Below are 25425 nucleotides of genomic sequence, written 5' to 3'. Positions count from 1 at the left end.
TGCTATTATTTTTATGCAAGTACTTTTCTTTAAAGTAAAAGCACAAGATATCGAAATAAAGCACCTAATAACCGCATGGCAAGTAACAGATACGTCGCAAACTCATCTCGCTGAAAAAACCTATGAAGAATTAAAGGTTAGAAGCGACAGTAGTAAATTTCAAAGAAAGAGAAAAGCATTATATGCTTGGCTAGATAAACATCCAGATGATCGGTTGAAAGTAAGAATATTAATGTATGATATTTTGGGTAGGCAAGAGTATGGTAAACCCGTAACCCATGCCGATTATAACCTGCTGGCTAAAGCAATAGAAATCGCACATAGTCTAAAAGACAATCAACTTAAAGCAGAATTATATGCATTATTTGCACAGCTGAATTTGGGTAAACCAAGCAATTTTCTGTTGTATAATTTAAAAGCAGTTGAGCTACAGCGAAAGATTGGCTTCCAACATTTTTCATTTGTACATAATCGTTTCTTTAATATCAGTTATGCACTGTTTCATACTAAAGACTATAAGGAGAGCATTTCATTTGGTAGAGAATGCCTCACTTTTAAAAATGTAGACGTGAAAAAATGGGATCCCAGAGTGTATCTTTTTCAATTAGATATGATTGGAGCTTCTTACCTCAAATTGGGTAAATGCGACAGTTCCATTTATTTTTATCAACAGATAATTGACACGCTTACTAAAAAGCCTGATCCTTCGCCAGCATTTCAAAAATTATGGTTGGGTATAGCAAGAGGAAATATTGGCCATGCCTTTATAATGCAAGGAAAGGAAGCACAAGGCTTACCTTTAGTAAAGGAACAACTTAATGTAGGTATAGAAAATAAGATGCTAAATAATGCTGCCATTGCACAAAATATATTGGCTGAAGTTGATTTTAAGCATTATAATTATGAATTGGCCAATAGTAAATGGAAATCGGCTTTGCGGTATGCTATAAAAGGAAATGATGAAAATGAACAGATTAGTGCGTTGAAAGGAATTGCAGAGAGTTACCTATATCTACGTCAACCCGATAGCGCACAAGTATACAATAATCGCTACCAGAAGTTAAAGGAGAAGCAAACTGCAGAAATTAATGCTAGCAAATTAGATAGACTAAGTTCACAAATGGCTTTTGATAACTTGCAGGGTAATTACGATGAAACCAATAACAAACTTAGTCGCGAAAAATTGCTCCGGAATTTTATTTTAATAGGTATCATTTTGCTAACCATAATTGCAATATTAATTTATAGTAGAGCTAGTATTCGAGCTAACTATAGACAAGAAGAACAATTGAGAAAGCAAAAAGAAACCGAAAAGCAAATGTTAGAAGCACGTGAACAAGTAATTGCTTTTAGTAAAAATATTTTAGAAAAAGATAGGCTGATTTATTCCTTAAATAAGGCGCTCAAATCTCATGCTACCGATGCAGAAGAAAAAAATATAAGCACTACTTTGCTAAACTATGTGCTGGTTACCGATAGAGAATGGGAAAAATTTAAAGAAATGGTTTCCAATGCCTATCCTGGCTTTTTTGTTCGTTTAGAATCACTTATTACCCATATTAACCCAGCCGAAGAAAGATTGGCCAGCTTAATTTGTCTACAACTTAGCGATAGACAAATGGCCAGTATGTTGGGGATCAGCAAAGAAAGTGTTACCCGAAGCAAACGTCGTTTAAAACAGCGTATCGCCATCCCCGAAGGGCAAACACTCGAAGAGTATATCTGTAGCTTAAATTCAGTATACGGTTAACAGTTTTCAGTTTACAATTCTCAGTTAACAATCTTCAATTTCCAGTTAATTGTTTCAGTTTTCAGTTCAAACTTGAATAATAACCATTGAACCAATGAACAATTGAGCTAATGAACTAACCTTGTCCGCTTTTTTGTCCGCCCTAAATCCTTGTGTTGCTTACTAGTTAAATGCAGATTTGGTTATGCAAAAGCCTAAAGGAAAACCAATTATTCCCATTATCATCATTCTAGTATCAATATGCCTAATGATTTTAATCTGGTTGTACTTTTCTTACCGTGTAGCACAAATTTAGATTTATGTTTTATCTATTGTAAAATATCCAATAATTAACGTTCCCAATATGAAGAATTTACTATTGATTTTAGTGTTATGTATTGTAGCTAAATATGGTTATACACAATGCCCACCAATGAATCAGCCTCAAAATGAGAGAGCCATTAATGGAGCCACTACAGCTCCTGTTAATTTTACAAGTTCAGCTTCAAACGTAATCTACTCATGGACTAATTCTAATCCAGGCATAGGTTTGGCGGCAAATGGTACGGGAAATCTTCCTTCTTTTAATGCCACAAATGCTGGAACGAATTCAATAATAGCATCAATAACGGTTACACCTAAGTTTGAAGCCAATCAGACATTCAGTTATACAGGGGCAATGCAAACATTTGTTGTCCCCGCTGGAGTTACAAGTATCAAGGTAGATGTAAGAGGGTCAAAAGGGGGAGATGGTATTTATAATCAACCAGGTACAAAACCAGATGACTTGGGAGGGAATGGGGGAAGGGTTGTGGCTGACTATCCAGTTACTGCTGGACAAACGCTATATATTTTTGTAGGGGGTATTGGCTACAATGGCGGTGGAAATGGCGGTGGTGGTATTGCGCAACCTAGTGGTGGTGGTGCCTCTGATATCAGAATAGGAGGAGTGGCATTAACTGACAGGATTGTTGTTGCCGGTGGTGGTGGTGGTGGTGGAAATAATTGTAGTACGAATGCTGAGCCTGGAGGGGTCGGTGGTGGTTTGATTGGTGGAACTGGATTTCAATGTGGTAATCAAACAGGTACAGCTGTAGGGCAAGGAGGAACTCAATCTGCAGGAGGAGCAGCAGGAACCTCTCCTGCAACAGCAGGGATATTAGGTGTAGGCGGTAATGCTGGCGGGGCTGGTACCGCCTCTGGTGGTGGTGGTGGTGGTTATTATGGTGGTGGTGGCGCAGCTTATGGTGGCGGAGGTGGTGGTAGCAGTTATACTGCTTCGTTGGCTACTGCGGTAACACATACACAGGGATTTCAAAATGGGACAGGGCAAATAATTATTACGTATGAGCTAGCCTGTGCTCTCCCGTCTGCCAAAATTTTTACCTATACAATCGATGCGACACTAGATGCTACAACAACTCAAACTAATGTATCTTGTAATGGTGGCAGTAACGCAACAGCTTCAGTAACTGCAAGTGGTGGGGCTACTCCTTATACCTACGTGTGGTCGCCATCTGGTGGAACGGCGGCAAATGCAAGTGGATTAAGCGCTGGTACTTATACTTGTACCATTAGAGATGCCAACGGCTCAGAAATTAGTAAAAACATTACTATAACCGAACCTTCAGCTTTAATTGCTACAACTGGTGCCCAAACTAATGTAAGTTGCAATGGCGGTACTAATGGTTCGGCAACAGTAAATGTTACAGGAGGTACAGGTGCTTATACATACGTATGGGCACCATCTGGCGGAACAGCTGCAACGGCAAGCGGACTAGCAGCTGGCACATATACGGTAACTATAAAAGATGCAAACCTATGTCAAACTACACAAAGTGTTACCATTACCGAACCTACTTTTTTAACTGCTACAACATCAAAAACAGATGTATTATGTAATGGTGGCGCAACTGGGACGGCAAGTGTTTCAGCTTCTGGTGGTACAGCTGGTTATACCTATTTATGGTCGCCCTCTGGTGGAACTGCTGCTACAGCAACTGGGCTAACTGTAGGGAATTATTCGGTACTTATTACCGACGCCAAAGGATGTATAACTACTAAAAATTTCACAATTAATCAACCGGCAGTTTTAACCGCTACAACCAGCCAGATCAATGCAACTTGTTTATCGTTTGGGCAAGCATCTGTTACTGTTACTGGCGGATCAGGTTCGTATACTTATTCTTGGTTACCATCTGGTGGTAGTGCTTCTTTAGCAACTGGGCTTACAGCAGGTAATTATTCAGTAACTGTTACTGATGCCAATGGATGCATACTGACCAAAAATTTCACAATAACTAGTACAAATACATTAACCGCTACCCAGTCGCAAACAAATGTTTTGTGTAATGGTTCGAATACAGGTACTGCAACTGTTGTTCCATCTGGGGCTCCTGGGCCTTTTACCTATGTTTGGTCTCCATCTGGTGGTAATGCCGCTACAGCTACAGGCTTAAGTGCTGGAAATTATAGTGTAACAATAACTTCTAGTAATGGATGTTCTATAGTTAAGAATTTTACTATAACACAGCCAAGTGCTATTACAGCAACTACTTCACAAACTGATGTAACTTGCAATGGTGGTACTAATGGTTCGGCAACGGCAAACCCATCTGGTGGAACTGGAGCTTATACCTATTCATGGGCTCCATCTGGTGGAACTGTAGCTACTGCAACTGGACTAGCTGCGGGGACATATACGGTAACCATAAAAGATGCTAATCTATGCCTGATTACAAAAAGCGTTACCATAACCGAACCAAATGCCATTATGGCAACTACTTCACAAACAAATGTAACTTGTAATGGAGGTACGAATGGAACGGCAACCGTAACCCCATCTGGCGGGACTGGATCATATACTTATTCTTGGGCACCGTCTGGCGGAACAGGAGCAATAGCAAGTGGATTAAGTGCAGGTACATATACGGTAACGATAAAAGATGCCAATTTATGCCAAACCACAAAAACGTTCACCCTAACAGAACCTAGTGCTGTTGCACTTTCAGGAGCAACATTAAGTGCTGCAACTGTTGCTATTAATTATCAACAAACCATTACGGCTACTGGTGCAAGTGGTACATATCTCTACAGTAGTACAGATGTACTTCCTCCTGGTATTACGCTTGCAACAAATGGTGTGTTATCGGGTACACCAACTACTGCTGGTGTATATAATTTCAGCATTAAGGCTACAGATCAAACTTGTTTTAATACAGCTACGGCTAATTTTAGTATAACTGTGGCAAAAGGTAGCCAGTCTATTGTTTTTGGTACAATTGCTGCCAAAACCTATGGTGATGCAGATTTTACACTTGGTGCTACGCAATCATCGGCAGGGTTAACAATTACTTATACTGCAATTGATCCAACAGTTGTTGCGATTACAGGGAATACGGCTCATATTCTTAAAGCAGGAAGCACATTAATCACGGCTAATCAAACGGGTAATTCTAATTATGAAAATAGTAGTGTACAACAATCTTTAACCATTACTCCAAAAGCATTAACTATTACGGCTACTGCCAAAAACAAAGCATACGGCGATGTCGATCCAACTTTAACCTTTACCTCAACAGGATTAGTTGGTGCAGATGCTACCACAGGAAGTTTAAGTAGATCAACAGGTGAGAATGTAGGTAATTATGTAATTAATCAAAATACATTATCCGCAGGTGCGAATTATACGATAACTTATAACGCTGCTAATTTAACTATCACCAACAAAATACTGACCATAACTGCTGCTGCCAAAAACAAAGTATACGGCGATGTCGATCCAACTTTAACCTTTACCTCAACAGGATTAGTAGGAACAGATGTAATTACAGGAAATTTAAGTAGAACAGCAGGTGAGAATGTAGGGAATTACAGTATTAATCAAGGTTCTTTATCCGCTGGTGCGAATTATACGATAACTTACAATGCTGCTAATTTAACTATCATCAACAAAGTGTTGACCATCAGCGCTGCTGCCAAAAACAAGGTGTACGGCGATGCGGATCCAACTTTAACCTACGTTTCAACAGGATTAGTTGGTGCAGATGTAATTACAGGAAGTTTAAGTAGAACAGTAGGTGAGAATGCAGGGAATTATACAATTAATCAAAATACATTATCTGCAGGTGCGAATTACACGATAACCTACAATGCTGCTAATTTAAGCATTAGCAAAGCTGCATTAACTGTTACTGCAGATAACAAACAAATTTGCCAAAGTAGCGGCTTGCCTACTTTTAGTCTAACCTATGCAGGCTTTAAAAACACCGATAATGCAAATAGCTTAAGTACTAAACCAACTATAAGTACAACTGCAACGAGTAATTCGCCAAGTGGCAATTATGTATTAACGCCAACGGGCGGATTAGCTACAAATTATACATTTACATACGTCAATGGAACATTAACTATTAATGCACTTCCACAAGTGAGCATCAGTAGTAGCAATGGTAATAGCATTAGTAAAGGCGAAACTTTAGTGTTAACTGCCAGTGGAGGTACTATCTATACTTGGAGCAATGCAAATGGGATTATCTCTGGTCAAAATTCTGCGGTCCTTACTGTAAGACCAACAGAAAGTACTATATATATGGTTACTGCAAGCAATGCAAGTAATTGTAGTCAATCGCAAAGTTTTAGTGTAGAAGTTAGAAACGATTTCCAAGCCATAACAACGCCTAATCTTTTAACACCAAATGGTGATGGGATAAATGATTTTTGGGTGGTTAAAAACATTGATATGTACCCCAACAATATGGTAACCATATTTAATGCTTCTGGCAAAATCCTGTACACCAAAAAAGGTTATAGCAATACTTGGGATGGAACCTATAATGGTAATGCTTTAGCCGAAGGAACCTATTATTTCGTCATAGATTTTGGTACTGACAAATTAAAACAAAAAGGATTTATCACTTTGATTAGACAACAATAAGATGAAATCATTACTTAACATAATTTTTGGTTCGGTTGCCATGCTCCTAACCATATCAACAGCAAAAGCGCAACTAATTCCGCTTTCATCGCAATATTATATCAATACCTATTTGGGTAATCCAGCATTTGCTGGAGAGACAAAAGGGCTAAGCGCAAACTTATCTTACCGTAAGTTGTGGAGCAATGTGCCTGGCTCACCTGTTCAGCAAAGCCTAACGGCAGATTACAGCACAAACAAGGTAGGATTGGGTTTAAACGTTAATTTAGATAAAGCAGGTCTACAACGCCAGACTAGGGTGGTAGGTACGTATGCCTATCATTTGCCCTTAAATGGTGATAACCAGCAGTTGCATTTTGGTCTGTCCTTAGGTTTTATGAACCAACGGTTATCTAATAATGATATTGTAGGTAATTCGAATGATCCTTTAGCTGCAGAATACAACGAACGCAAAACCTATATAGATGGCGATTTTGGTTTAGCTTACACCACAAACAGTTTTAAACTAGAAGGCGTTTTGCCTAATCTAAAAACCTTATTTAAACGGGATGAAATTAAACTGGCGGATGTAACGACATTTTATACAGCCTTAAGCTATAAACTAGAAATTAGTGCAGGTATGGATGGCGTAGAAATAGAACCCAAAGTAGTATACAGAGGCATAAAAGGTTTTGATAATGTTTGGGATGCAGGTTCGCAATTTGCTATAGCCAATAAACAGGTTCTTTTAATGGCGATGTATCACAGTTCTAAAAGTGCAAGCTTTGGTTTAGGGATGGATTACAAACGCAAATACCTAATTAATGGTTCGTACACTACACAAACTTCATCTTTAAATAATTATACCAACGGTACATTTGAAATTAATGTAAGAGGTAGGTTTTAAATTGGTTATTGCTTGTCAGTTCAGACTTGATTGCGTCATTCCCAGCTTGACTGGGAATCGTAATGCGCTTGTAAATCCTATCTACTTTGTCAATCTTTTACAGATTGACAAAGTTTATTAACCTTATAGGCCTATTCAAACTTTGACAATCTAAAAAAAAGATTGTCAAAGTAACCTTGACAAATTTAAAATTGAATTTTAATGGTGTAAATTTCTAATTGTATCACATACAATGGATATTGTTTGTCAACCCTGCCTTGGTTGCGTCATTCCCAACTTGATTGGGAATCGTAATGCGATAGTAAATCCTATCTACTTTGTCAATCTTTTACAGATTGACAAAGTTTACTAACTTATAAACCTGAGTTTGATATGAACGTTCGTCACCCTGAATTTATTTCAGGGTCTTTATGACATGAAAGATGCTGAAATAAATTCAGCATGACGACGAGCTTAGGTTTTATGCTTATAAACTTCTTCAAATAAGCCTCTTCAAACTTTGACTAGCTAAAAAAAAGATTGACAAAGTAAATTTTGATAAGGCTAACCCGAATTTTAATGGTGTACATTTCTAATAATATGTCAGAAAATGGAAATTGTTGACATATTACGTCCATTGTACGACAAACAATGGACGTTGTCTGTTAAATGGTTGATATAATACGCCATATTTTAACCATAATATGATAAGAAATGTCTCAAGTAGAGTAAATGATTGACATAATACGATAAGAAATACCCTTTTCCTGTCGGGAAATGTTCTTTTTTTGTCATGCAAAATGAAAATATAAATTAGAAAAAAGCCTTTTAAAACCTGTTATGGCGCTTTATGAAGAAAATAATGTAATTAGGCATCCAATAAATACTATCAAAAAAGTCTCAATTAGTCTCAAAAGTCTCATTTACTATCAATACTGGTCAAATCCTTTCATTTACATTAAGGTGATTTGCTTTGCATACCTTACGCCCTAGAAAATTAACTTGTCGAAGACCTTTAAAAGATGCTTAGATAAGCAGCATGACGACACATTTTAGCATACTTCAACATCTCTACAGATTTCATCTTTAATCTTGTACCGAGAAGAAGGACTATGGATTTTAAAGATTTAATTGTAGCAGTTAGTCAGTTTGTAACAGAGCTTTTTAAAGAGAAATTAAGTCCACAACTTTATTTTCATAATGCATTACATACCAGTTATGTGGTTACTGCGGCACAAGAAATAGGTTCTCAATCTGGTTTAACAACAGAAGAGATGGAGATTGTTATGCTCGCAGCCTGGTTTCATGATACTGGTTATATAGACGTGTATAAAGATCACGAACTGGTTAGTATAGAAATTGCCACACAATTTTTAGCCGGTTTAGGCATAGCAAATGAGAAAATAGCAGATGTTAGCTCTTGTATTTTAGCAACTAGGTATCCTCAGAATCCTGCAAACTTAATAGAAATGGTAGTTTGCGATGCTGATTTCTATCATTTTTCTTCTGAGCGATACTCAGATTTTGCTACAGCACTAAAAAAAGAATGGGAAGAAATCATCGGTCTTACTTACACCCAAAAACAGTGGGATGGCATAAACTGGGAGATGCTTCAGTTTCATCAGTATTTTACACCTTACGCCCAAGTAAATCTTCAACCTAAAAAAGAAGAAAATATTAAGAGACTGTTGCAGGTTCCTTAATTAAAAACCTGAGTTCGATTAATAACTTGACAAAAATGATAGTTGTTATATAGTCAAATCGTCAGTGCGAGAAGCACAGCGACGAAGCAATCTTTCTAATCATGAAAGATTGCTTCGTCCCGATGAAAAACCGGAGACTCGCAATGACGAGCAGCTCTATTATTAATCGGGTTGAGGTTAAAAAGAAGTATCTCGGTATTGTATTGGGCATTTACATATAAATTTCATTACTTTATATAGCATGAAAATTTTAATTATAGAAGATGAGCAGGCGCTTTTAGATAGTATATTAACTTACTTTACCGAGGAAGGGAATGTGTGTGAGTATGCAACAAATTATAGAACTGCATCTGAAAAAATTGCCCTTTATAGTTACGATTGTATTCTTTTAGATTTAGGATTGCCTGATGGGGAAGGCTTAAATTTGCTAGGAGAACTTAAAAGCCTAAAGAAAAAAGATGGTGTGCTAATTATTTCTGCTCGACATTCTTTAGACGATAAATTAGCAGGGCTGGATTTAGGAGCTGATGATTATCTGGTTAAACCCTTTCATTTATCTGAGTTAAAAGCGAGAGTAAGTGCTATTGTTCGTCGCAAAAATTTTGATGGAAATAATGTGATTGTATTTAACGAGATTAATGTTGATGTTTTTGCCATGCAAACAACTGTTAATGGACAACTAGTAACCTTAACCAGAAAGGAATTTGATTTATTGGTTTATTTCCTATCAAATAAAGGTAAAGTAGTAACTAAAAATGCAATGGCCGAACATTTATGGGGCGATGAAATGGATATTGCTAATGATTTCGATTTTATCTATACACATATTAAAAATCTCCGTAAGAAATTAATGGAAGCAGGCGGAAAGGATTATCTTCATTCTGTGTATGGTATTGGTTATAAATTTGGAGCTGCATGAAATTATCAAGTAGATATAATCAGGTAAATATTCTTACCTCTCTGGTTGTTTTAATAATTACCGGAGTTATCTACTACGTGGTTATCCATTTTATATTAACTGAAAAATTGGACAAAGATTTAGCGGTTGAGGAAAATGAAATTAATCAATATGTAAAAACCTATCAAAAACTTCCGCTACCCGCTAGTTATATAGATCAACAAGTTCATTATAAAGATGCAGGAAACAATAATGAGCCTAGAGAGTTTAGCTATACTACCTATTATAATGCAAAAGAACAGGAAGTTGAACCTGGCAGGAGTTTAATTACGACTGTTAACCTAAACGGGAAAAAATATATAGTTACCATAACAAAATCAAGAGTTGAATCAGAAGATTTAGTGCGGATAATTTTATTCATCACCCTTGGTATAACCTGCTTTTTGCTAATCAGCTTAATCTTAATTAATCGCTTTGTATTGAATAGATTATGGAAACCATTTTATACGCTCTTAAATCAGATGAAAACCTATGAAGTATCGAGAATGGGTAAAATTAATAGGGAGCCAACTAAAATTGATGAATTTAATGAGCTAAATGATTCTGCTATCGCGATGGCAGCTCGGGTTCAACAAGATTATAAAGAACTAAAAAGTTTTACAGATAATGCTTCGCATGAAATGATGACACCGCTTGCTGTGATCAATTCTAAATTAGATTCTTTGCTGCAAACCGAATCCTTCACCAAACAACAAGGCGCATTGCTCGAAGATATTTACCAAGGAGTTGGTCGTTTATCAAGGCTTAATCAATCGTTATTACTGCTGGCTAAAATAGAAAACAACCTTATTCCTGATTTGCAAGATATTGACATGAAAGAATTGCTGGAAAGTAAGATTAGGCAGTTTCAAGAGCTTTTTGAAAAAGATGAACTTCAACTAATTAAGCAATTAGATGCCTGTCAATTAAAAATGAGTAGATATTTAGCAGATATACTCATGAACAATCTTTTTAGTAATGCAGTTAGGCACAATCACACCGGAGGAACTATTGAAATTATATTGCAAAAAAACTCATTACAGCTAATTAACACTGGTAAAGATGTTGGTTTAAATGATCAGCTTTTTGAACGGTTTTCTAAATCAGCTCCATCAGAAGGATTAGGGTTAGGCTTAGCCATTTCAAAGCAAATTTGTGCACTATACGGTTTCACGATAGCGTATGCCTATCATAATGAAAAGCATTCTTTTACCATTCATTTTTAGTAACCTGAGTTCGACTAATAATATGTTTTAGAAAAATCTATAGGGCTTTTTGTATGAACGGTCGTCTTTCTGTCCTGTAGCTAAGTGGAATCTTGCTCGTCATTCCCAACTCGATTGGCACGTCATTCCCAGCTTGACTGGGAAACGTAATGCGGTAGTCGGTAATATACTTGCAACCGCATTACGATTCCCGTTTTCACGGGAATGACGAGCGTAGAAGGAATCTATTATTTAATTTAAAATAAAATAACCGAATTCAGGTTAGCAAGTAAGTCAGCTACAGAATTACTATAGAATTGAAAATTAACTTTATGTAAAATTCTATAATCATGAAAAAAATAATAGTAGTACTATTAATGCTAGGCTTTGTAGTGTCAGCAAGCTATGCACAAAAACTAAATGCAAGTAAAGTGCCAGCAGCAGTAACATCTGCTTTCGCTAAAAATCATGTTTCTACAAAAGTGAGCTGGACAAAAGAAGAGACAAATTATGAAGCGGAATTTAAATTAAACGGTAAAGAAACTTCTGAAGTTTATACTGCAAACGGTGTAGTAACTGAAACCGAAACTGAAATTAAAGTTGCTGAATTTCCAGATGCAGTTAAAATGAAATTGAAAGGTCAAAAAATTACTGAAGCTGCTAAAATAACCAAAGCAGATGGTACTGTGATTTATGAGGCAGAGGTAAATGGTAAAGATCTTTTGTTTGATGCAAAAGGAAATCCAGTTAAAAAATAAGGGAGTTTAAATGGGTTTAAAAAATGCAATAGGGTTTTTGCTGTTAATTTGTATAGCAACTACTTGTTTTGCTCAACAGCAAGATACTACTTCAAATGTGAGGCTAAATCCGATAGCCATTAAAAATATTACAGCAGAAATTAAGCCCGAAAGGTTTAGGGCAGTTCATTTTATTGCGCCAGCAGTTTTAATTGGGTATGGTTTTGCTGCAGTGTATAATCATGGCGCATTGAAGGAGTTGGATGTAAGTACTCGGTATGAATTACAAGAAGATCACCCACAGTTTGCTGCTCATGTTGATGACTATGCGCAGTTTGCACCAGCAATTGCTGTATGGGGACTTAACTTTGCAGGGGTAAAAGGACGGCATAATCTATTTGATGCTTCAATGTTATATGTAACTTCAGCAGCAATAATGGGCCTTTCTACTCATTTTGTAAAACAAGGTGTGCATCGATTAAGACCAGATGAATCGGGCAATAATTCTTTCCCATCTGGTCATACGGCATCGGCTTTTGCATCCGCAGAATTTCTATACCAAGAGTTTAAATATAAATCGCCATGGATTGGCTACGCAGGATATTTTGTTGCAACAGCAACGGGAACACTTAGAATGTATAACAACAAACATTGGTTTAGCGATGTGGTAGCGGGAGCAGGGTTCGGTATCGTCTCTACTAAGCTTTCATACCTAATTTATCCTCATCTAAAAAGAATATTTACTAAGAAAGATATTACAAATTTATCGGTAATGCCTTATAGACAAGAGGGGGCAAATGGATTAATGGCGAGCTATACTTTTTAACGTAACTACAGATTTGCTCCATATTTGATAGCTAATTTGTAGCTAAATGAGATATTTATTTGCTATTCGTAAAATGCGTAATTGGATAATTTTTAAAGAATTTCTAATCATCTGTTGCATTGCAATGCTTTTGCCTTCAGCAATAAAGGCGCAAAATCCTACTCGAAATATCGATTATTTTCTTCAAGAAGCGGTTAAATCTAGTCCAACCTTAAAAGACTACAAAAACCAAAAGCAAGCGCTTAAAATTGATAGCTTACTTGTTTTAGCCACTGCAAAACCACAAGTTACTGCAAGCTCTGCCGGAATGTATGCACCTATAATTAAAGGCTACGGGTATGATGAAGCGCTATCTAATGGTCAAGTTTTAGAAGCATTACTAAACGTAAATTATGATCTGCTAAACAAGAAGAAAATTAGTAATCAGTTACAAGGTATAAAGCTACAAAGCGATTCTATTAAATATGCGGGAGAGCTTTCTACATTCGATTTAAATAAATCAATAACAGATCAATACATTGCAGTTTATGCAAGTCAGCAAGATGTGAATTTTAATAAAAACGTTTTTACACTATTAAAAAAGGAAGAGACTTTATTAAAAGAACTAACTAGGAATAATATCTATAAACAATCAGAATACCTTACTTTTCTGGTGACGTTGCAACAACAGCAGTTAACTTTAAAGCAAGCCGAACTTCAATATCAAAGCGATTATGCAATGCTTAATTACTTAGCAGGAATTACAGATACAACCGTAGCTGTTTTAGCAGAGCCAACATTAAAAAATCCAGTTTTACTGACAGAGAATGATTTTTTTACCAAAAGATTTGATATTGATAGCCTTAAATACATCAACCAAAAGCAAGCTATCGATTTAAATTATAAACCAAAGCTAGGTGTTTACGCCAATAGCGGTTATAATTCTTCATTTATACTGCAACCCTATAAAAACTTTGGTGCAAGTGTGGGCTTCACGTTGTCTATTCCTATTTATGATGGCCATCAAAAGAAAATGCAATACGATAAATTAGGTTTCTCAACACTTACGGCAAGCACGTATAAAGATTTCTTCATCCGCCAGCAAAAACAACAATTGTATATGCTCTCTAAACAGATCAGCAATACAGATCAATTATCTGCACAAATTAACGAGCAAATTAGGTTCGCAAAAGGTTTAATAGATGTGAATAGTAAATTATTGCATACAGGAGATGTGAAAGTGGCAGATTACATTATCGCTATTAACAATTACATGGCTGCACAAAACCTGCTCAGGCAAACTAATATTAATCGTCTGAAATTAATTAATCAATTTAATTACTGGAATAAATAACATGGATAGGTATTTTAAAATTTTAGCGTTTGGTGCATTTAGTTTACTCGTTCTTGCTTCTTGTCAGCCTGCAGCCAATACCGAATCTGAAGAAGCACCAGATCCAATTACACCTGTTCAAGTAACTACAATAAGTGATAGTTCGTTAACCGAATCGGTTGAAGTAACAGCTGTTTCTGCCTACCTAGAAAAAAGCTTTGTTAAAGCAAATATTAACGGATATGTGCTAACTGCAAATGCACAAACGGGCAAACAAGTAAGTAGCGGGCAAACTCTGTTTAGCTTAATTACTAAAGAAGCAAAGGCAATTGGCAACAGTGTAAATAAACTAGATCCAGATTTAAAGTTTTCTGGTATTTCTAACATTCGTGCCGCACAATCTGGGTTGATTGTTCAGGTTAATCATCAAAAAGGAGATTATGTGCAAGATGGAGAGGCTTTGGCAACCATCAGCAACCGAAACAGTTTGGTGTTTTTATTAGATCTTCCGTATGAATATACCCAACTGATTAAAAGTAATCACAATTTGCAAATCGAATTACCCGATGGACAAAAAATGAATGGTGTTCTTGCTGGAACAATGCCAGCAGTTGATTCTTTAGCGCAAACCCAACGTTATATCATTAAAGTAAATGCTGGTAATCTTATCCCCGAAGGCTTAATTGCAAAAGTTAGGTTGACTAAACTTAATCATCCAAATGCGCAAGTATTGCCAAAATCAGCTGTGCTAGCAAATGAAACAGAAGACGAGTTTTGGGTAATGAAAATGATAAATGATTCTACAGCTGTAAAAGTTAACGTTACAAAAGGCATTGAAAACAACAGTTTGATAGAAGTAATTACGCCTAAGTTTGATAAAAAGGATAGAATTATAACTAGTGGGAATTATGGCATTGCAGATACTGCGAAAGTTAAAATTTTGAAATAATGAAGAGTTTTTTCATCTCCCATAAAAACCCTATCCTAGCTGTACTCGTTATTGTCTTATTGGGCGGTGTGTATTCTTTTGAGCAGTTAAAAACATCATTATTTCCTGAAATTACTTTCCCTAAAATAAAAATTATTGCAGAGGCAGAGTTGCAACCTGTTGATAAAATGGTGCTCACCGTAACTCGGCCATTAGAGAATGCAGTAAAACAAGTACCAGACCTTCAATTGGTAAGAAGTACAACAAGCAGAGGAAGTTGTGAATTATCTGCTTACATGAATCCAGGTGCCGATATTGATTTAAGCCAACAGAGAATTGAAGCGCAAATAGCAAAAATAACCGCATCATTACCTGCCGGAGTAAATATTTCTGTCGAGAAAATGAATCCATCTATTTTGCCTGTAAGTGGATACAGTTTAGAAAGTCATACTAAATCGGCAGTAGAATTAAAAAAGATAGCAGACTTCACCGTTAAACCTTTTTTATCTCAAGTAGATGGCGTTTCTGAAATTAGAGTGATTGGCGGGAAAACCAAAGAATATTGGATAGAACTCGATCCTCAAAAAATGCAGGTATTGGGTGTTTCTCCCGAACAGATTAATACCACCTTAAGTCAAACTAATTTTATTAAATCTAACGGTTACGTTTCCGAATTTAACTATTTGTACTTATCGGTAACAGATGCAACAGTTAAAAGCAAAGCTGATTTAGAAGAATTAGTGCTCACTAGGAGAGGAAACAGAATTGTTAAGTTTAAAGATGTAGCCACAGTAAAAATACAGGAAAGTGTAGAGTACACCCGAATTAATGCCAACGGAAAGGATGGAATTTTAATAGCGGTTATTAAACAGCCTAATGCCAACTTGGTTGATCTTTCTAAAGAGATGTCGCTTAAAGTTGGTAAACTGAAAAGTATTTTACCTGCCGGAGTACTAATTAAACCTTATTATGTACAAGCAGATTTTGTAAATGAATCTGTTAAAAGTGTAAGAGATAGCCTTTGGATTGGATTGGCGCTAGCCATTATTGTCGCCATTATTTTCTTAAGATCGCTAAAAGCAAGTACTACCATACTCATCACCATCCCAATTACACTTTGTTTAACGGTAATTGCTTTATATTTTATCGGTTATTCTTTAAACATCATGACTTTAGGCGCTATTGCTGCGGCTATTGGCTTAATTATAGATGATGCAATTGTAGTTGTTGAGCAAATTCACCGAACGCATGAGGAACATCCCGAAGAGCCAACGGTAAATCTATTAAGCAAGGCGATTAATTACCTTTTCCCAGCTATGTTGGGCTCATCTATTAGTACCATTGTTATTTTTATTCCATTTGTATTGATGACAGGTGTTGCTGGTTCTTATTTTCAGGTAATGACCAACACCATGATTATTACTTTGGTTTGCTCATTCTTTGTCACCTGGATGGCTTTGCCTGTTGTTTATTTACTACTCACTAAAAACTCAAAACAAAATACCTCCAATGTAAAACCCATAGTACATGAGGTTAAATCTCAAAAATGGGTGGGTTATTTTTTCCAGCGTAGCTACATCAGCTTTATATTTATTGTACTGCTTATTGTTTCAATTGTTTTTGTGTTTCCACGATTAGAAACTGGTTTTTTGCCAGAAATGGATGAAGGGAGTATTGTGTTAGATTATGCCACACCGCCCGGAACTTCCTTAGCAGAAACGGATAGAATATTAAGAGAAGTAGAGAAAGAATTGGTTAAAATACCAGAAGTAGAAGCATATTCTCGAAGAACAGGAACGCAAATGGGTTTCTTTATTACTGAACCCAATACTGGCGATTACTTGATTCAATTGAAGCACAATAGGAGTAAAAGTACCGATGATGTAATTGCAGAAATACGAAAACATGTAGAAAGTACGCAGCCTGCATTAATTGTAGATTTTGGTCAGGTAATAGGAGATATGCTTGGCGATTTAATGAGTTCTACGCAGCCAATTGAAGTGAAGATCTTTGGGAATGATCAAGAAAAATTACAAGAACTATCAAGAAAAGTTTCTGATGTGGTTACACATATTAACGGAACCGCCGATGTATTTGATGGCATTATACTTTCTGGTCCAACCATAAACATTTTGCCAAACTTTAACACCTTAGCCCAATATGGAATAACGCCAGAAAGTTTTCAAATGCAAGTACAAACCGCTATGCAAGGTAATTTAATTGGCAATTTGTACGATACGCAACAACTTTCTCCCATCCGTATGGTGTATCCAAATAGTAAGAGTTTTGGCGTAGCCGATGTAAGTAGTCTTAAAATCTTTTTACCAGATGGAAGAGCAATTCCAATTCAGAACTTAGCAAAAGTCGAAATCAAATCTGGAAACGCAGAAGTTGAACGCGAAAACCTACAATCAATTGGCGTGGTTACCGCAAGACTAGATAATAGAGATTTAGGCAGTGCCATGGCAGCTATTCAGGCTGCGGTAACTGCTAAAATCAATTTGCCCTCTGGTTATCATATCGAATATGGTGGTGCGTACAAAGAACAACAACAATCTTTCTCTGAATTGTTGACCATTCTAATTGCCTCTAGTTTATTAGTTTTTAGTGTGATATTATTCCTGTTTAAGGATTTTAAAATTGCATTTTTAATACTTTTAATTGCTGTGTTAGGTATATCAGGTAGTTATTTAGCCTTGTTTATTACTCATACACCGCTCAATGTAGGTAGCTATACAGGTTTAATAATGATTGTAGGGATTATTGGTGAGAATGCCATTTTCACATTCTTGCAGTTTAAGGAATCCCTACATGAAAAAAGTGTAGATGATGCGATTACTTTTGCTATTTCTACACGATTAAGACCAAAACTGATGACGGCTTTAGGTGCAATTATAGCTTTAATGCCATTGGCTCTTGGTATTGGTGCAGGAGCGCAATTGCATCAGCCATTAGCCATTTCGGTAATAGGTGGGTTTATTATTGCACTACCGCTTTTATTGATTGTGTTGCCAAGCTTAATTCGGAAGTTTTATCGTAAAGAGATTACCACATAGAAACATAGATAACATAGTTGTAATACACATTAGCTATGTTTCTATGTGGTTAAAAAATAAATCTGCTATTTTCCTATTTCAAGAATTTGGAAACTTCCTGATACTCTTTTCGGACGCCCTGTTCCTGTAGCTTTTTCAAACTCTGCGGTAGGCAAGAAAAGATGATGAGTAACGGCATCTAATGCAATTGTTCTGGCACCACTTTTAGTTGCAATAGTTTCTTGTACCACAAATTTGTCGGCAGTTACTTCCTTAACCACAGTAATAGTTCCTTCGCCATTAGAGCTGTATACAGTTTTTAAGATAGGGTCGAATACCACACCATCACAACCATCCCCAATGGGTAAAGTTGAAACTTGTCTGCCTGTTTTAGCATCTAAAATAAGCATCACTTTGTTTGCGCAAACTGTAAATAACCGTGATGTTGTTCTATCAATAGCTAAACCACTAGGTTCTTCGCCACCTTTAAGTTTATACCTCGATAAAACCTTAAAAGTAGTCGCATCAAAACATACAATTTCTCCGGTATCTTCAATATTTACATATATTTTCCCTTTGCCATCAGATACACCAGCTTCTGGTTTTCCTCCTAACGGGATTGTTGCCACTACTTTATCTGTTTGCGGATCGATAATACTTGCATCTAAACTTTTGCCGTTAAAAACGATTACCTTTTTAGAGAAATCATCAAAAAAAGTAGCATCTGGATTTTGCCCTACCGTAACTTGACCTATTACCGATGAAGTGCTTAAATCAAAAACTGTACACGTTCCTGCTCTTCCATTACTCGTATATCCTTTTTCAAAAGGAGTGGCAATAGCAATTCCATGTACACCCATGGTATTATGAATTACACCAGTTGAATCGCCAGTATTTTTATTAAGAATGTTAACCTGGTTGCCATGTGAAACATATAAGTTATTATTTTTTTGATCAATGGTAAGATAATCCCAACCGCCATCACTTTGTATTTTATGGGTTTGTACAATATGAAGACCAGTTTTTTGTTGAGCAAAACTAGCAGCGCTTAAACTCATTAACAGCGCCAGTGTAAGAATGTTATGTTTCATGATTTATCTTTTTATAAATAAAATCAAACACTCTGTAGTAATCCTGTAGTTAGTTTTAAATCAGTGTGATTATAAAATGATAATAATACTACCTGCAACCACCAATAGGGCACCTACCAATGTTTTGGCATCAATAGGTTCTTTTAAAATTAAAAAAGCAAGACCTAAGGCAATTGCCACACTTAGTTTATCTATTGGTGCAACTTTAGACACATTGCCAGTTTCTAAGGCCTTAAAATAAAATATCCATGATAAACCTGTGGCAACTCCTGATAAGGCTAAGAAAATTAAATTGTTTTTGGTTAACGTTTTAAGTTCACGTATTTCGCCACTAGCTAAAACAATTCCCCATGCAATAAAAAGAATAACAATAGTACGAATAGCTGTCGCGATGTTCCCGTTAATGCCTTTAATTCCAATCTTAGCTAGAATGGCAGTTGCAGCAGCAAAAACCGCAGAAAGGACAGCATATAATTTCCACATAGTTTTTTGTAATTGTAATTCAAGATACCAAAATGTTAAGGCATTTCTATTCTATTTAACAATTTTAGTGTAAATGGGCAAGTATTTGAGCCACATGCAGCACATACCCTCTTTTTCATCAGGTCGGCTACTGCACCAACACAGTTCTACCTATTAGATAACCTAGAAGATACGGCTCTAATGCAATTCCTTTATCGCTATAAAAATGTGGGCTATCGGTTTTAAAGGTGCATTATGCTGGGGTTTTTGAGCGTTTTTTAAAAACGTTAAAGAAGCGGTATGAGTTTGTCTGAAAAACTTAAGATTATAGCACAATCAACTGCTACTAGAGCAAGCTAGGATATAGGTTAAAAAATATCCATTTCATTAGGTCTTGTTAAGGTCTTGTTCGAGTCATGCTCGAGAAAATGCCCCTTTTCTCGAGCAAGTCCCGAAGGAGACTCGAAGAAGACCTTCACAAAAGGCATTGTTCTGGGCTAATATTTAGTTCTCTCATTTTGCCAATGCCCAAAAGAGCTTAATGCAGATAGGAGCGGCGGGCCATGTATAAGTCTTAAGTGTGGTAGCATCGTTCCTGACTTGATCTCGTTGGTTATTTTTTCATCAAGGAAAACAAAATTTGACCTTTCGGCTGCCAAGAGTTAAGGTAAGCTCATGCGTTGGCTCTTAGTTAAAGCTGCTTCTACTAGCTACTGATGTAAATCAGAATAAATTAGCAAGTCAAATCAATTGAAACAGTTTGGTTAGATAAGGTAACGACCGAAGAATACAATAATTGATTTTAAGAGAAAAATTATTAATGGACAAGCCTAACCGCTCAGCTAATATAATCCCTATCCTCGTCGCTTAACGTCGATTTACTTTCACTTGATTGATGTTTTTCAATCTCTTGATCATAACTACTTACTGTTTTTCGTGGTCTGCCAGCTAAAAAACCCAAAATAAAGCCAATGATGATGCAAATGCCAATTACAATGAGTTTTGAAATGGGGATAGGAGCGCCAATAATGAAATTAAACTCCACTGGGTCGCTATTTATCATTAAGAAAATGGTTAAAAGGGCAGTAATGGCAATGATGAAAATAGTTTTTGCTTTCATTTTATTTTAAATAATTCCCCTTTGGGAGATTTTGGCGTTAAAAACTGTAGTTAAAAAGTAATTCTAAGATAGGATTTTGATTGTAGATTTTATTAACAAATACCACTCTTGCGCCTAAATCAACTACGGGCTGGTAACGCAACAGGTTTATACTACTACGCAATTCGAAGCCAAAAGTTTTAGGTTGTGTTAAGTTTGTTTCCGTACCAATGTTTTCATAATGACTAAAAATTCCACCTCTAAGGTTTCTGATGTAGGCTAAAGAGCCAATTTCTGCATCGGGGAAAGCAAATGGAAAGCGATAATTCAGCAATAACGTATTTCTTAATTCGCTTTTAGCATTAATTTGTCCATAGCCATAAACGGTATTAATCTCATTATTAAATTTTAAAATGCCACTACTTTCTTGATAGTCAAAACTTGCCATAAAAGAATGATTTTTAGCAATGCCAGGGAAATAGAATGCGCTTTCAAAAGCAAATAAGTCGCCAGTTAACCGCTTATCGAAAGGCTGATTATAATAACTTAAATTAATAATTTGCGCCCATTTTGGAGCTACATCTCGTTCTGCAGCCCGTACACTATGACTAAAACCTAGTTTATAATTCATCGGGAATTTAATGGTTTTGTTAAAAAGCAAAGCTTCTTTTGGTGCAAAATTTCGTTGTGTGTAACTTGCGCCTATTTCTGCCAAAAAGCCATAATTGCGATGGTAGGTACTAAAACTAAGCGGTACTGTCGCTTTTATATCAAGATAGTTTTCCCGCCAATTTGCTTGATTTATCGCATTCCCTAATCTGTAAAAAGCAGTTCGAGGTCGGTTAGTAAAAGTTGTGCTTAAAATAGGATATAAACTTTTATAGCTAAAGCCAGCGGTGTAGGCTACTTTTCTTAAATCGCTGTAATAGTTAATGCCTGCCGAAAAATCGAAAATGTTTAATAAATCATTAGATTTTAATAGTAAACCTAATCTATCATCTTCATCTATTGTCGGACTTAGGCTATGGAAATTAAAAAGATGAGCTAAGGGTTGATAAGATTTAGATTGGTAAGTGCTATCGGGAATGTTTTTAAAAACGTTGACCGTGTTTTCTTGTTTTTCCGCTGCTGCGCCAAAGTATACAAAGTGATTTTCTTGAATTTCTTTAGGCGATAAAGGCGTTTTTGCAATTTCATAGCCCATTAACTGGTAATTGTTAAAGAGGATTGATTTGCCATCGGCAGATAAGCTCGGATTAAAAGCACCGTATTTTGCGGCTGTTAGCGCCGTTATTTTTTTGCTGATAGGGCTAACGTTATAAATGTTGTCAATTCCGTTTAGAGACGCGTTAAATGCAATCTCCTCGCCAATAAATACTGGCCTACTTAATTGCTGATTTGTTTCGGATATTAATTGGGTTGTTTTTCCAGTTTTATCTTTTAGCCAAAGCGATTTTCCTTTCTCATTTATGCTAGTCCAACATAGTTGAGAACCATCTGTACTCAACGCAGGAGTTTGTAGGATTAAATTTTCAGGATTTGGATAGTTTGTTGTAATTTTTCCAGTTTGCGGATCAAGCGCTACCAAATTACTTCGATTGCTTAAATCGATTTGTACAGCAATTATTTTTTTTCCATCGCCAGAAAGAGCAGGAGAGAAGAGCCTAGTTTTAAAAGTTAATTGTCTTTTTGTTTTTGAAGCAAAATCATACATGCAAATTACGCTGTAGCTTCTTTGTTTATAACGTGGGTCAAATCGTATCTCGTCCCAAACCAAGATGCCATTGCCATAACTAAACCAAGGTTGCTCCTGATAGCCGATTTTAATAAGTTCTTTTTCGTTTTTATCCTCATCAATCACCACAAAAGCTGCGGTTTCTGCTTTAGTTTGCTTTAAAGCTAGTATTTGTTGGTTCGCTAATTCAGTGGGTAAAAAATAACTGCTGGCATATTTCGCAGGGCGATTTAAGCTCTTGTAATTTTCGCTCTTATTTAATTCATCTTGCTTTTTCCAGTCGTTTTCGAGTTGGGTAGCTGTTTTTAAATAATATTTTCTAGTCGTATTTCCTGTAAACTCTTTTAAACTTTGAGAAAAAGGATATAATCTAAGTGGGCGATCATGAATAGCTGTGAGTAGACTATCTACAATATTTTTGCCAAATTCTTTTCTAAGGCTCGAAACCATTAAATATCCCATTTGATAATAGCCGGGCGTTTGATCTTTGTTTGATCCGAAATACGCTTTTGAGTACGAGAACTTTTTTCCACTGAGTAGCGAAGTACGAAAAGGCATGATCCATGAAGGCTGCCTACCGCGACCAACATTTGTTAATGAAGTTTCGGTGCTTACGGCGTCGCCTTCAAAAAACCAAGTCGGGATGCTTAAGCCCATGTAGGCGAAATAAATTTCTTCTGGAAAAGGGTGTGCTTTGCCACCAGTAATTTTGTCGAACTGCGCCACATGTCTAAGCTCATGAACAGCTAAATTATTTAACCAATCTTGACTATCAAATTGCTGCGGAGGAGTGGTGTAAAATTGCACCTTTTTTGGAGCCAATTGAACGAAGCCATTTGCTAGTGTTCCGCGGTTTTGAAACACGATTGGAATGCTTGTTTTTTGACGGTTTAAACTTTGTCCAACTTGGGGGTAAATATGGCCGATGGTATTTGCCATTCTTTGTGCTTCTTTTTCTAACTCGGTAGGGTAGATGAGTGTGAAGCCATTGCTGTTAATTTGTCTCCATTTTACACTAAGTGGGTTTTGTTCACTGTCGAAAATTTGCCCAAAACTACTAACTGAAATAAAACTTAATAATACTATATTTAAAATACTGATTTTCAATTTTATATACTGTTTATTTATGTTCATTTAAGGATGATGCTAAAATTGTTAGTTTTATAATTTTTTAAATCCTTACTTTAAATTATTTATTACTTTATGTTAAATATTTTAATGTATTGATTTTTAATTTATTATGTGTTTTATATAATTAACACTATTAACTACTATTTATGTAAAAATTAAGTGATTAAGAGCGTTAAACGGAGATTTTCATCTTATGTGCTATCTCCGTAATTTGTTGATGTTAAGATACACTATTTATGTTGATTTTAAAGCAAAAATTTTCTGCTACTTTTTAAAGATGTATGCATTTTTGTTAGTTAAAACGAAATAGAATAACACGATTTTGTGAAGGAAATAAGGTAAATATCAAGGGTTTTATAGATGCTTTTACACCTCTTTTACACTCCAGATTTAGGAGGTAAATAAGAGAGGGAATGGATTACTTTTCTATCCGTTTTTAGGAGTGAAATTGTAAGGAGAAATGAGCTGTTTTTAAGCCTTGTTTTTGATGTGAAAATCGTATCCCCTACCCTAGTAGGAGTTGGGTTATCAGCTTTGATTTTTGCTCGTCATTCCCGTGAAAACGGGAATCGTAAAGCGTAAAAAAAAGCCTCTTATTGTATTAGGGTTTCCAATCATGTTAGGAATGATGCATTGAGTTGAGGTAGGTAGCTTTGATTCCTGCTCGTCATTCCCGTGAAAACGGGAATCGTAATGCGTAAAAAAGCCTCTTATTGCATTACGATTCCCAATCGAGTTGGGAATGACGAGTGCGTAGAGGAGAACTTATTTTAATTGAAATAATCGAATCGAGGCAGCTATTAACTCTGATTTTTGCGCTTTTTATAGATCGGATACAAGAACACTGCAGCCAAAATTAACAGCGAACCTAAGTAAAAACCAGAAGTCATATGTTCTTTACTTCCAAACAAAAGAAAGGCTAAAGCAATGCCATATACAGGTTCTAAATTGGTAATTAATGCCACTCTAAAGGCAGATAAGGTACGCATTACACCTACACCAGCTACATAAGCTAAAGCTGTACAAACGGTACCTAAAACGATGAGATAAAACCAATCCATTGCGCTTAAATTGAAGCTTTCAGTTAATAAGCTATTATCAAATAAACGATAGACGGTAATCCAGAAAAATGCACCAGCCATTTCGTAAAAGCCTATTATGCTCGGACTTGTTTTCTGTACTAATGTTGAATTTATGGTAGAAAAGAAGCTTGCTGCTACTGCAGAACAAAGTCCGAAAATTATCCCTACGGTGTATTTAGTTTCAAATTTAAAGATAAGGTAAATGCCTAAAATGATTAATAAACCGACGAAGATATCGCCTTTAGAAATGTTTTGTTTTTTAATAATAGGCTCTAAAATTGCAATAAACAAGGTTACAGATGATAAACAGATTAAGCTAACCGATACATTAGCTACTTTAATAGAATGGAAAAAGAAAATCCAATGCAAAGCAACAATGCTTCCTGTAAAGAAAAACTGGAGAAATTGTTTTCTGCTTATTTTAATACTGGTTTTGCTCAGCATAAAATAAGCGAATAGGCTTATGCTAGCTATTAAAACACGATACCAGACCATTTGTACCGCATCTATAGAAATTAATGCGCCTAGAATGCCTGTAAATCCCCAAATAAAAACGGTTAGGTGTAGTATAAGGAGATTTCTGTTTTCGTTGGGTTTGACATCAGTTTTCAT

Annotated in this window: 16 protein-coding genes; 11 read left to right on the top strand and 5 right to left on the bottom strand. The window is 36.1% G+C overall.

What is annotated here, in order from left to right; all coding sequences use genetic code 11:
- Positions 1–13: 13 nt before the first annotated feature.
- The 11 genes from GM921_RS07740 to GM921_RS07690 all read left to right on the top strand — a co-directional run bounded on the left by GM921_RS07740 (position 14) and on the right by GM921_RS07690 (position 18234).
- Complete coding sequence (locus GM921_RS07740) at positions 14–1750, top strand: helix-turn-helix domain-containing protein (RefSeq protein ID WP_235969794.1); 1737 nt, start codon at positions 14–16, stop codon at positions 1748–1750.
- 343 nt (positions 1751–2093) lie between these two features.
- Positions 2094–6665, top strand: a complete 4572-nt coding sequence (locus GM921_RS07735; RefSeq protein ID WP_182922020.1) for an MBG domain-containing protein — start codon at positions 2094–2096, stop codon at positions 6663–6665.
- Position 6666: 1 nt separating this feature from the next.
- Positions 6667–7551 carry a PorP/SprF family type IX secretion system membrane protein gene (locus GM921_RS07730; RefSeq protein ID WP_182922019.1) on the top strand — a complete coding sequence of 295 codons (885 nt, stop codon included), beginning with the start codon at positions 6667–6669 and terminating at the stop codon, positions 7549–7551.
- Between the two features lie 1091 nt (positions 7552–8642).
- Complete coding sequence (locus GM921_RS07725; protein WP_182922018.1) at positions 8643–9233, top strand: HD domain-containing protein; 591 nt, start codon at positions 8643–8645, stop codon at positions 9231–9233.
- Positions 9234–9474: 241 nt separating this feature from the next.
- Positions 9475–10152: a response regulator transcription factor gene (locus tag GM921_RS07720; RefSeq protein WP_182922017.1), complete on the top strand. Its 678-nt coding sequence runs from the start codon at positions 9475–9477 to the stop codon at positions 10150–10152.
- Positions 10149–11396 carry a sensor histidine kinase gene (locus GM921_RS07715; protein ID WP_182922016.1) on the top strand — a complete coding sequence of 416 codons (1248 nt, stop codon included), beginning with the start codon at positions 10149–10151 and terminating at the stop codon, positions 11394–11396. Before GM921_RS07720 ends, GM921_RS07715 begins: the two co-directional genes overlap by 4 nt.
- Positions 11397–11725: 329 nt before the next feature.
- Positions 11726–12133, top strand: coding sequence for a hypothetical protein (locus tag GM921_RS07710; protein WP_182922015.1), 408 nt, complete (start codon positions 11726–11728; stop codon positions 12131–12133).
- 10 nt (positions 12134–12143) lie between these two features.
- On the top strand, positions 12144–12938 hold the full coding sequence (locus tag GM921_RS07705) for a phosphatase PAP2 family protein (RefSeq protein WP_182922014.1): 795 nt from the start codon (positions 12144–12146) through the stop codon (positions 12936–12938).
- Positions 12939–12984: 46 nt separating this feature from the next.
- Positions 12985–14271, top strand: coding sequence for a TolC family protein (locus GM921_RS07700; protein WP_182922013.1), 1287 nt, complete (start codon positions 12985–12987; stop codon positions 14269–14271).
- Between the two features lies 1 nt (position 14272).
- Positions 14273–15199 carry an HlyD family efflux transporter periplasmic adaptor subunit gene (locus GM921_RS07695; protein ID WP_182922012.1) on the top strand — a complete coding sequence of 309 codons (927 nt, stop codon included), beginning with the start codon at positions 14273–14275 and terminating at the stop codon, positions 15197–15199.
- Positions 15199–18234 (top strand): efflux RND transporter permease subunit, encoded by a 3036-nt coding sequence (locus GM921_RS07690; protein WP_182922011.1) that lies wholly within the window; start codon positions 15199–15201, stop codon positions 18232–18234. Before GM921_RS07695 ends, GM921_RS07690 begins: the two co-directional genes overlap by 1 nt.
- Positions 18235–18299: 65 nt before the next feature.
- On the opposite strand, the gene GM921_RS07685 is transcribed toward GM921_RS07690, so the two are convergent.
- The 5 genes from GM921_RS07685 to GM921_RS07665 all read right to left on the bottom strand — a co-directional run bounded on the left by GM921_RS07685 (position 18300) and on the right by GM921_RS07665 (position 25425).
- Complete coding sequence (locus tag GM921_RS07685) at positions 18300–19304, bottom strand: YncE family protein (protein WP_182922010.1); 1005 nt, start codon at positions 19302–19304, stop codon at positions 18300–18302.
- 69 nt (positions 19305–19373) lie between these two features.
- Positions 19374–19787 carry an EamA family transporter gene (locus GM921_RS07680; protein WP_182922009.1) on the bottom strand — a complete coding sequence of 138 codons (414 nt, stop codon included), beginning with the start codon at positions 19785–19787 and terminating at the stop codon, positions 19374–19376.
- 817 nt (positions 19788–20604) lie between these two features.
- Entirely contained in the window at positions 20605–20886 is a 282-nt protein-coding gene (locus GM921_RS07675; protein WP_182922008.1) for a LapA family protein, read from the bottom strand.
- 37 nt (positions 20887–20923) lie between these two features.
- Positions 20924–23734 (bottom strand): TolB family protein, encoded by a 2811-nt coding sequence (locus GM921_RS07670; protein WP_182922007.1) that lies wholly within the window; start codon positions 23732–23734, stop codon positions 20924–20926.
- Positions 23735–24531: 797 nt separating this feature from the next.
- The gene (locus tag GM921_RS07665; RefSeq protein WP_182922006.1) at positions 24532–25425 is read right to left on the bottom strand and encodes a DMT family transporter; all 894 of its coding nucleotides are present in this window, start codon (positions 25423–25425) and stop codon (positions 24532–24534) included.

The sequence above is a fragment of the Pedobacter planticolens genome (genome assembly GCF_014172375.1).
GTDB classification, from domain to species: domain Bacteria; phylum Bacteroidota; class Bacteroidia; order Sphingobacteriales; family Sphingobacteriaceae; genus Pedobacter; species Pedobacter planticolens.
This window is presented reverse-complemented; position numbering and strand designations above follow the sequence as displayed.

Excerpts from the sequence above, each read along its gene's own strand:
- GM921_RS07665 (WP_182922006.1), bottom strand. The coding sequence starts at position 25,425 with ATGAAAACTGATGTCAAACCCAACGAAAACAGAAATCTCCTTATACTA.
- GM921_RS07675 (WP_182922008.1), bottom strand. The coding sequence starts at position 20,886 with ATGAAAGCAAAAACTATTTTCATCATTGCCATTACTGCCCTTTTAACC.
- GM921_RS07740 (WP_235969794.1), top strand. The coding sequence starts at position 14 with ATGCAAGTACTTTTCTTTAAAGTAAAAGCACAAGATATCGAAATAAAG.
- GM921_RS07725 (WP_182922018.1), top strand. The coding sequence starts at position 8,643 with ATGGATTTTAAAGATTTAATTGTAGCAGTTAGTCAGTTTGTAACAGAG.
- GM921_RS07690 (WP_182922011.1), top strand. The coding sequence starts at position 15,199 with ATGAAGAGTTTTTTCATCTCCCATAAAAACCCTATCCTAGCTGTACTC.
- GM921_RS07730 (WP_182922019.1), top strand. The coding sequence starts at position 6,667 with ATGAAATCATTACTTAACATAATTTTTGGTTCGGTTGCCATGCTCCTA.
- GM921_RS07680 (WP_182922009.1), bottom strand. The coding sequence starts at position 19,787 with ATGTGGAAATTATATGCTGTCCTTTCTGCGGTTTTTGCTGCTGCAACT.
- GM921_RS07715 (WP_182922016.1), top strand. The coding sequence starts at position 10,149 with ATGAAATTATCAAGTAGATATAATCAGGTAAATATTCTTACCTCTCTG.
- GM921_RS07710 (WP_182922015.1), top strand. The coding sequence starts at position 11,726 with ATGAAAAAAATAATAGTAGTACTATTAATGCTAGGCTTTGTAGTGTCA.
- GM921_RS07685 (WP_182922010.1), bottom strand. The coding sequence starts at position 19,304 with ATGAAACATAACATTCTTACACTGGCGCTGTTAATGAGTTTAAGCGCT.
- GM921_RS07735 (WP_182922020.1), top strand. The coding sequence starts at position 2,094 with ATGAAGAATTTACTATTGATTTTAGTGTTATGTATTGTAGCTAAATAT.
- GM921_RS07705 (WP_182922014.1), top strand. The coding sequence starts at position 12,144 with ATGGGTTTAAAAAATGCAATAGGGTTTTTGCTGTTAATTTGTATAGCA.
- GM921_RS07720 (WP_182922017.1), top strand. The coding sequence starts at position 9,475 with ATGAAAATTTTAATTATAGAAGATGAGCAGGCGCTTTTAGATAGTATA.
- GM921_RS07700 (WP_182922013.1), top strand. The coding sequence starts at position 12,985 with ATGAGATATTTATTTGCTATTCGTAAAATGCGTAATTGGATAATTTTT.
- GM921_RS07670 (WP_182922007.1), bottom strand. The coding sequence starts at position 23,734 with ATGAACATAAATAAACAGTATATAAAATTGAAAATCAGTATTTTAAAT.
- GM921_RS07695 (WP_182922012.1), top strand. The coding sequence starts at position 14,273 with ATGGATAGGTATTTTAAAATTTTAGCGTTTGGTGCATTTAGTTTACTC.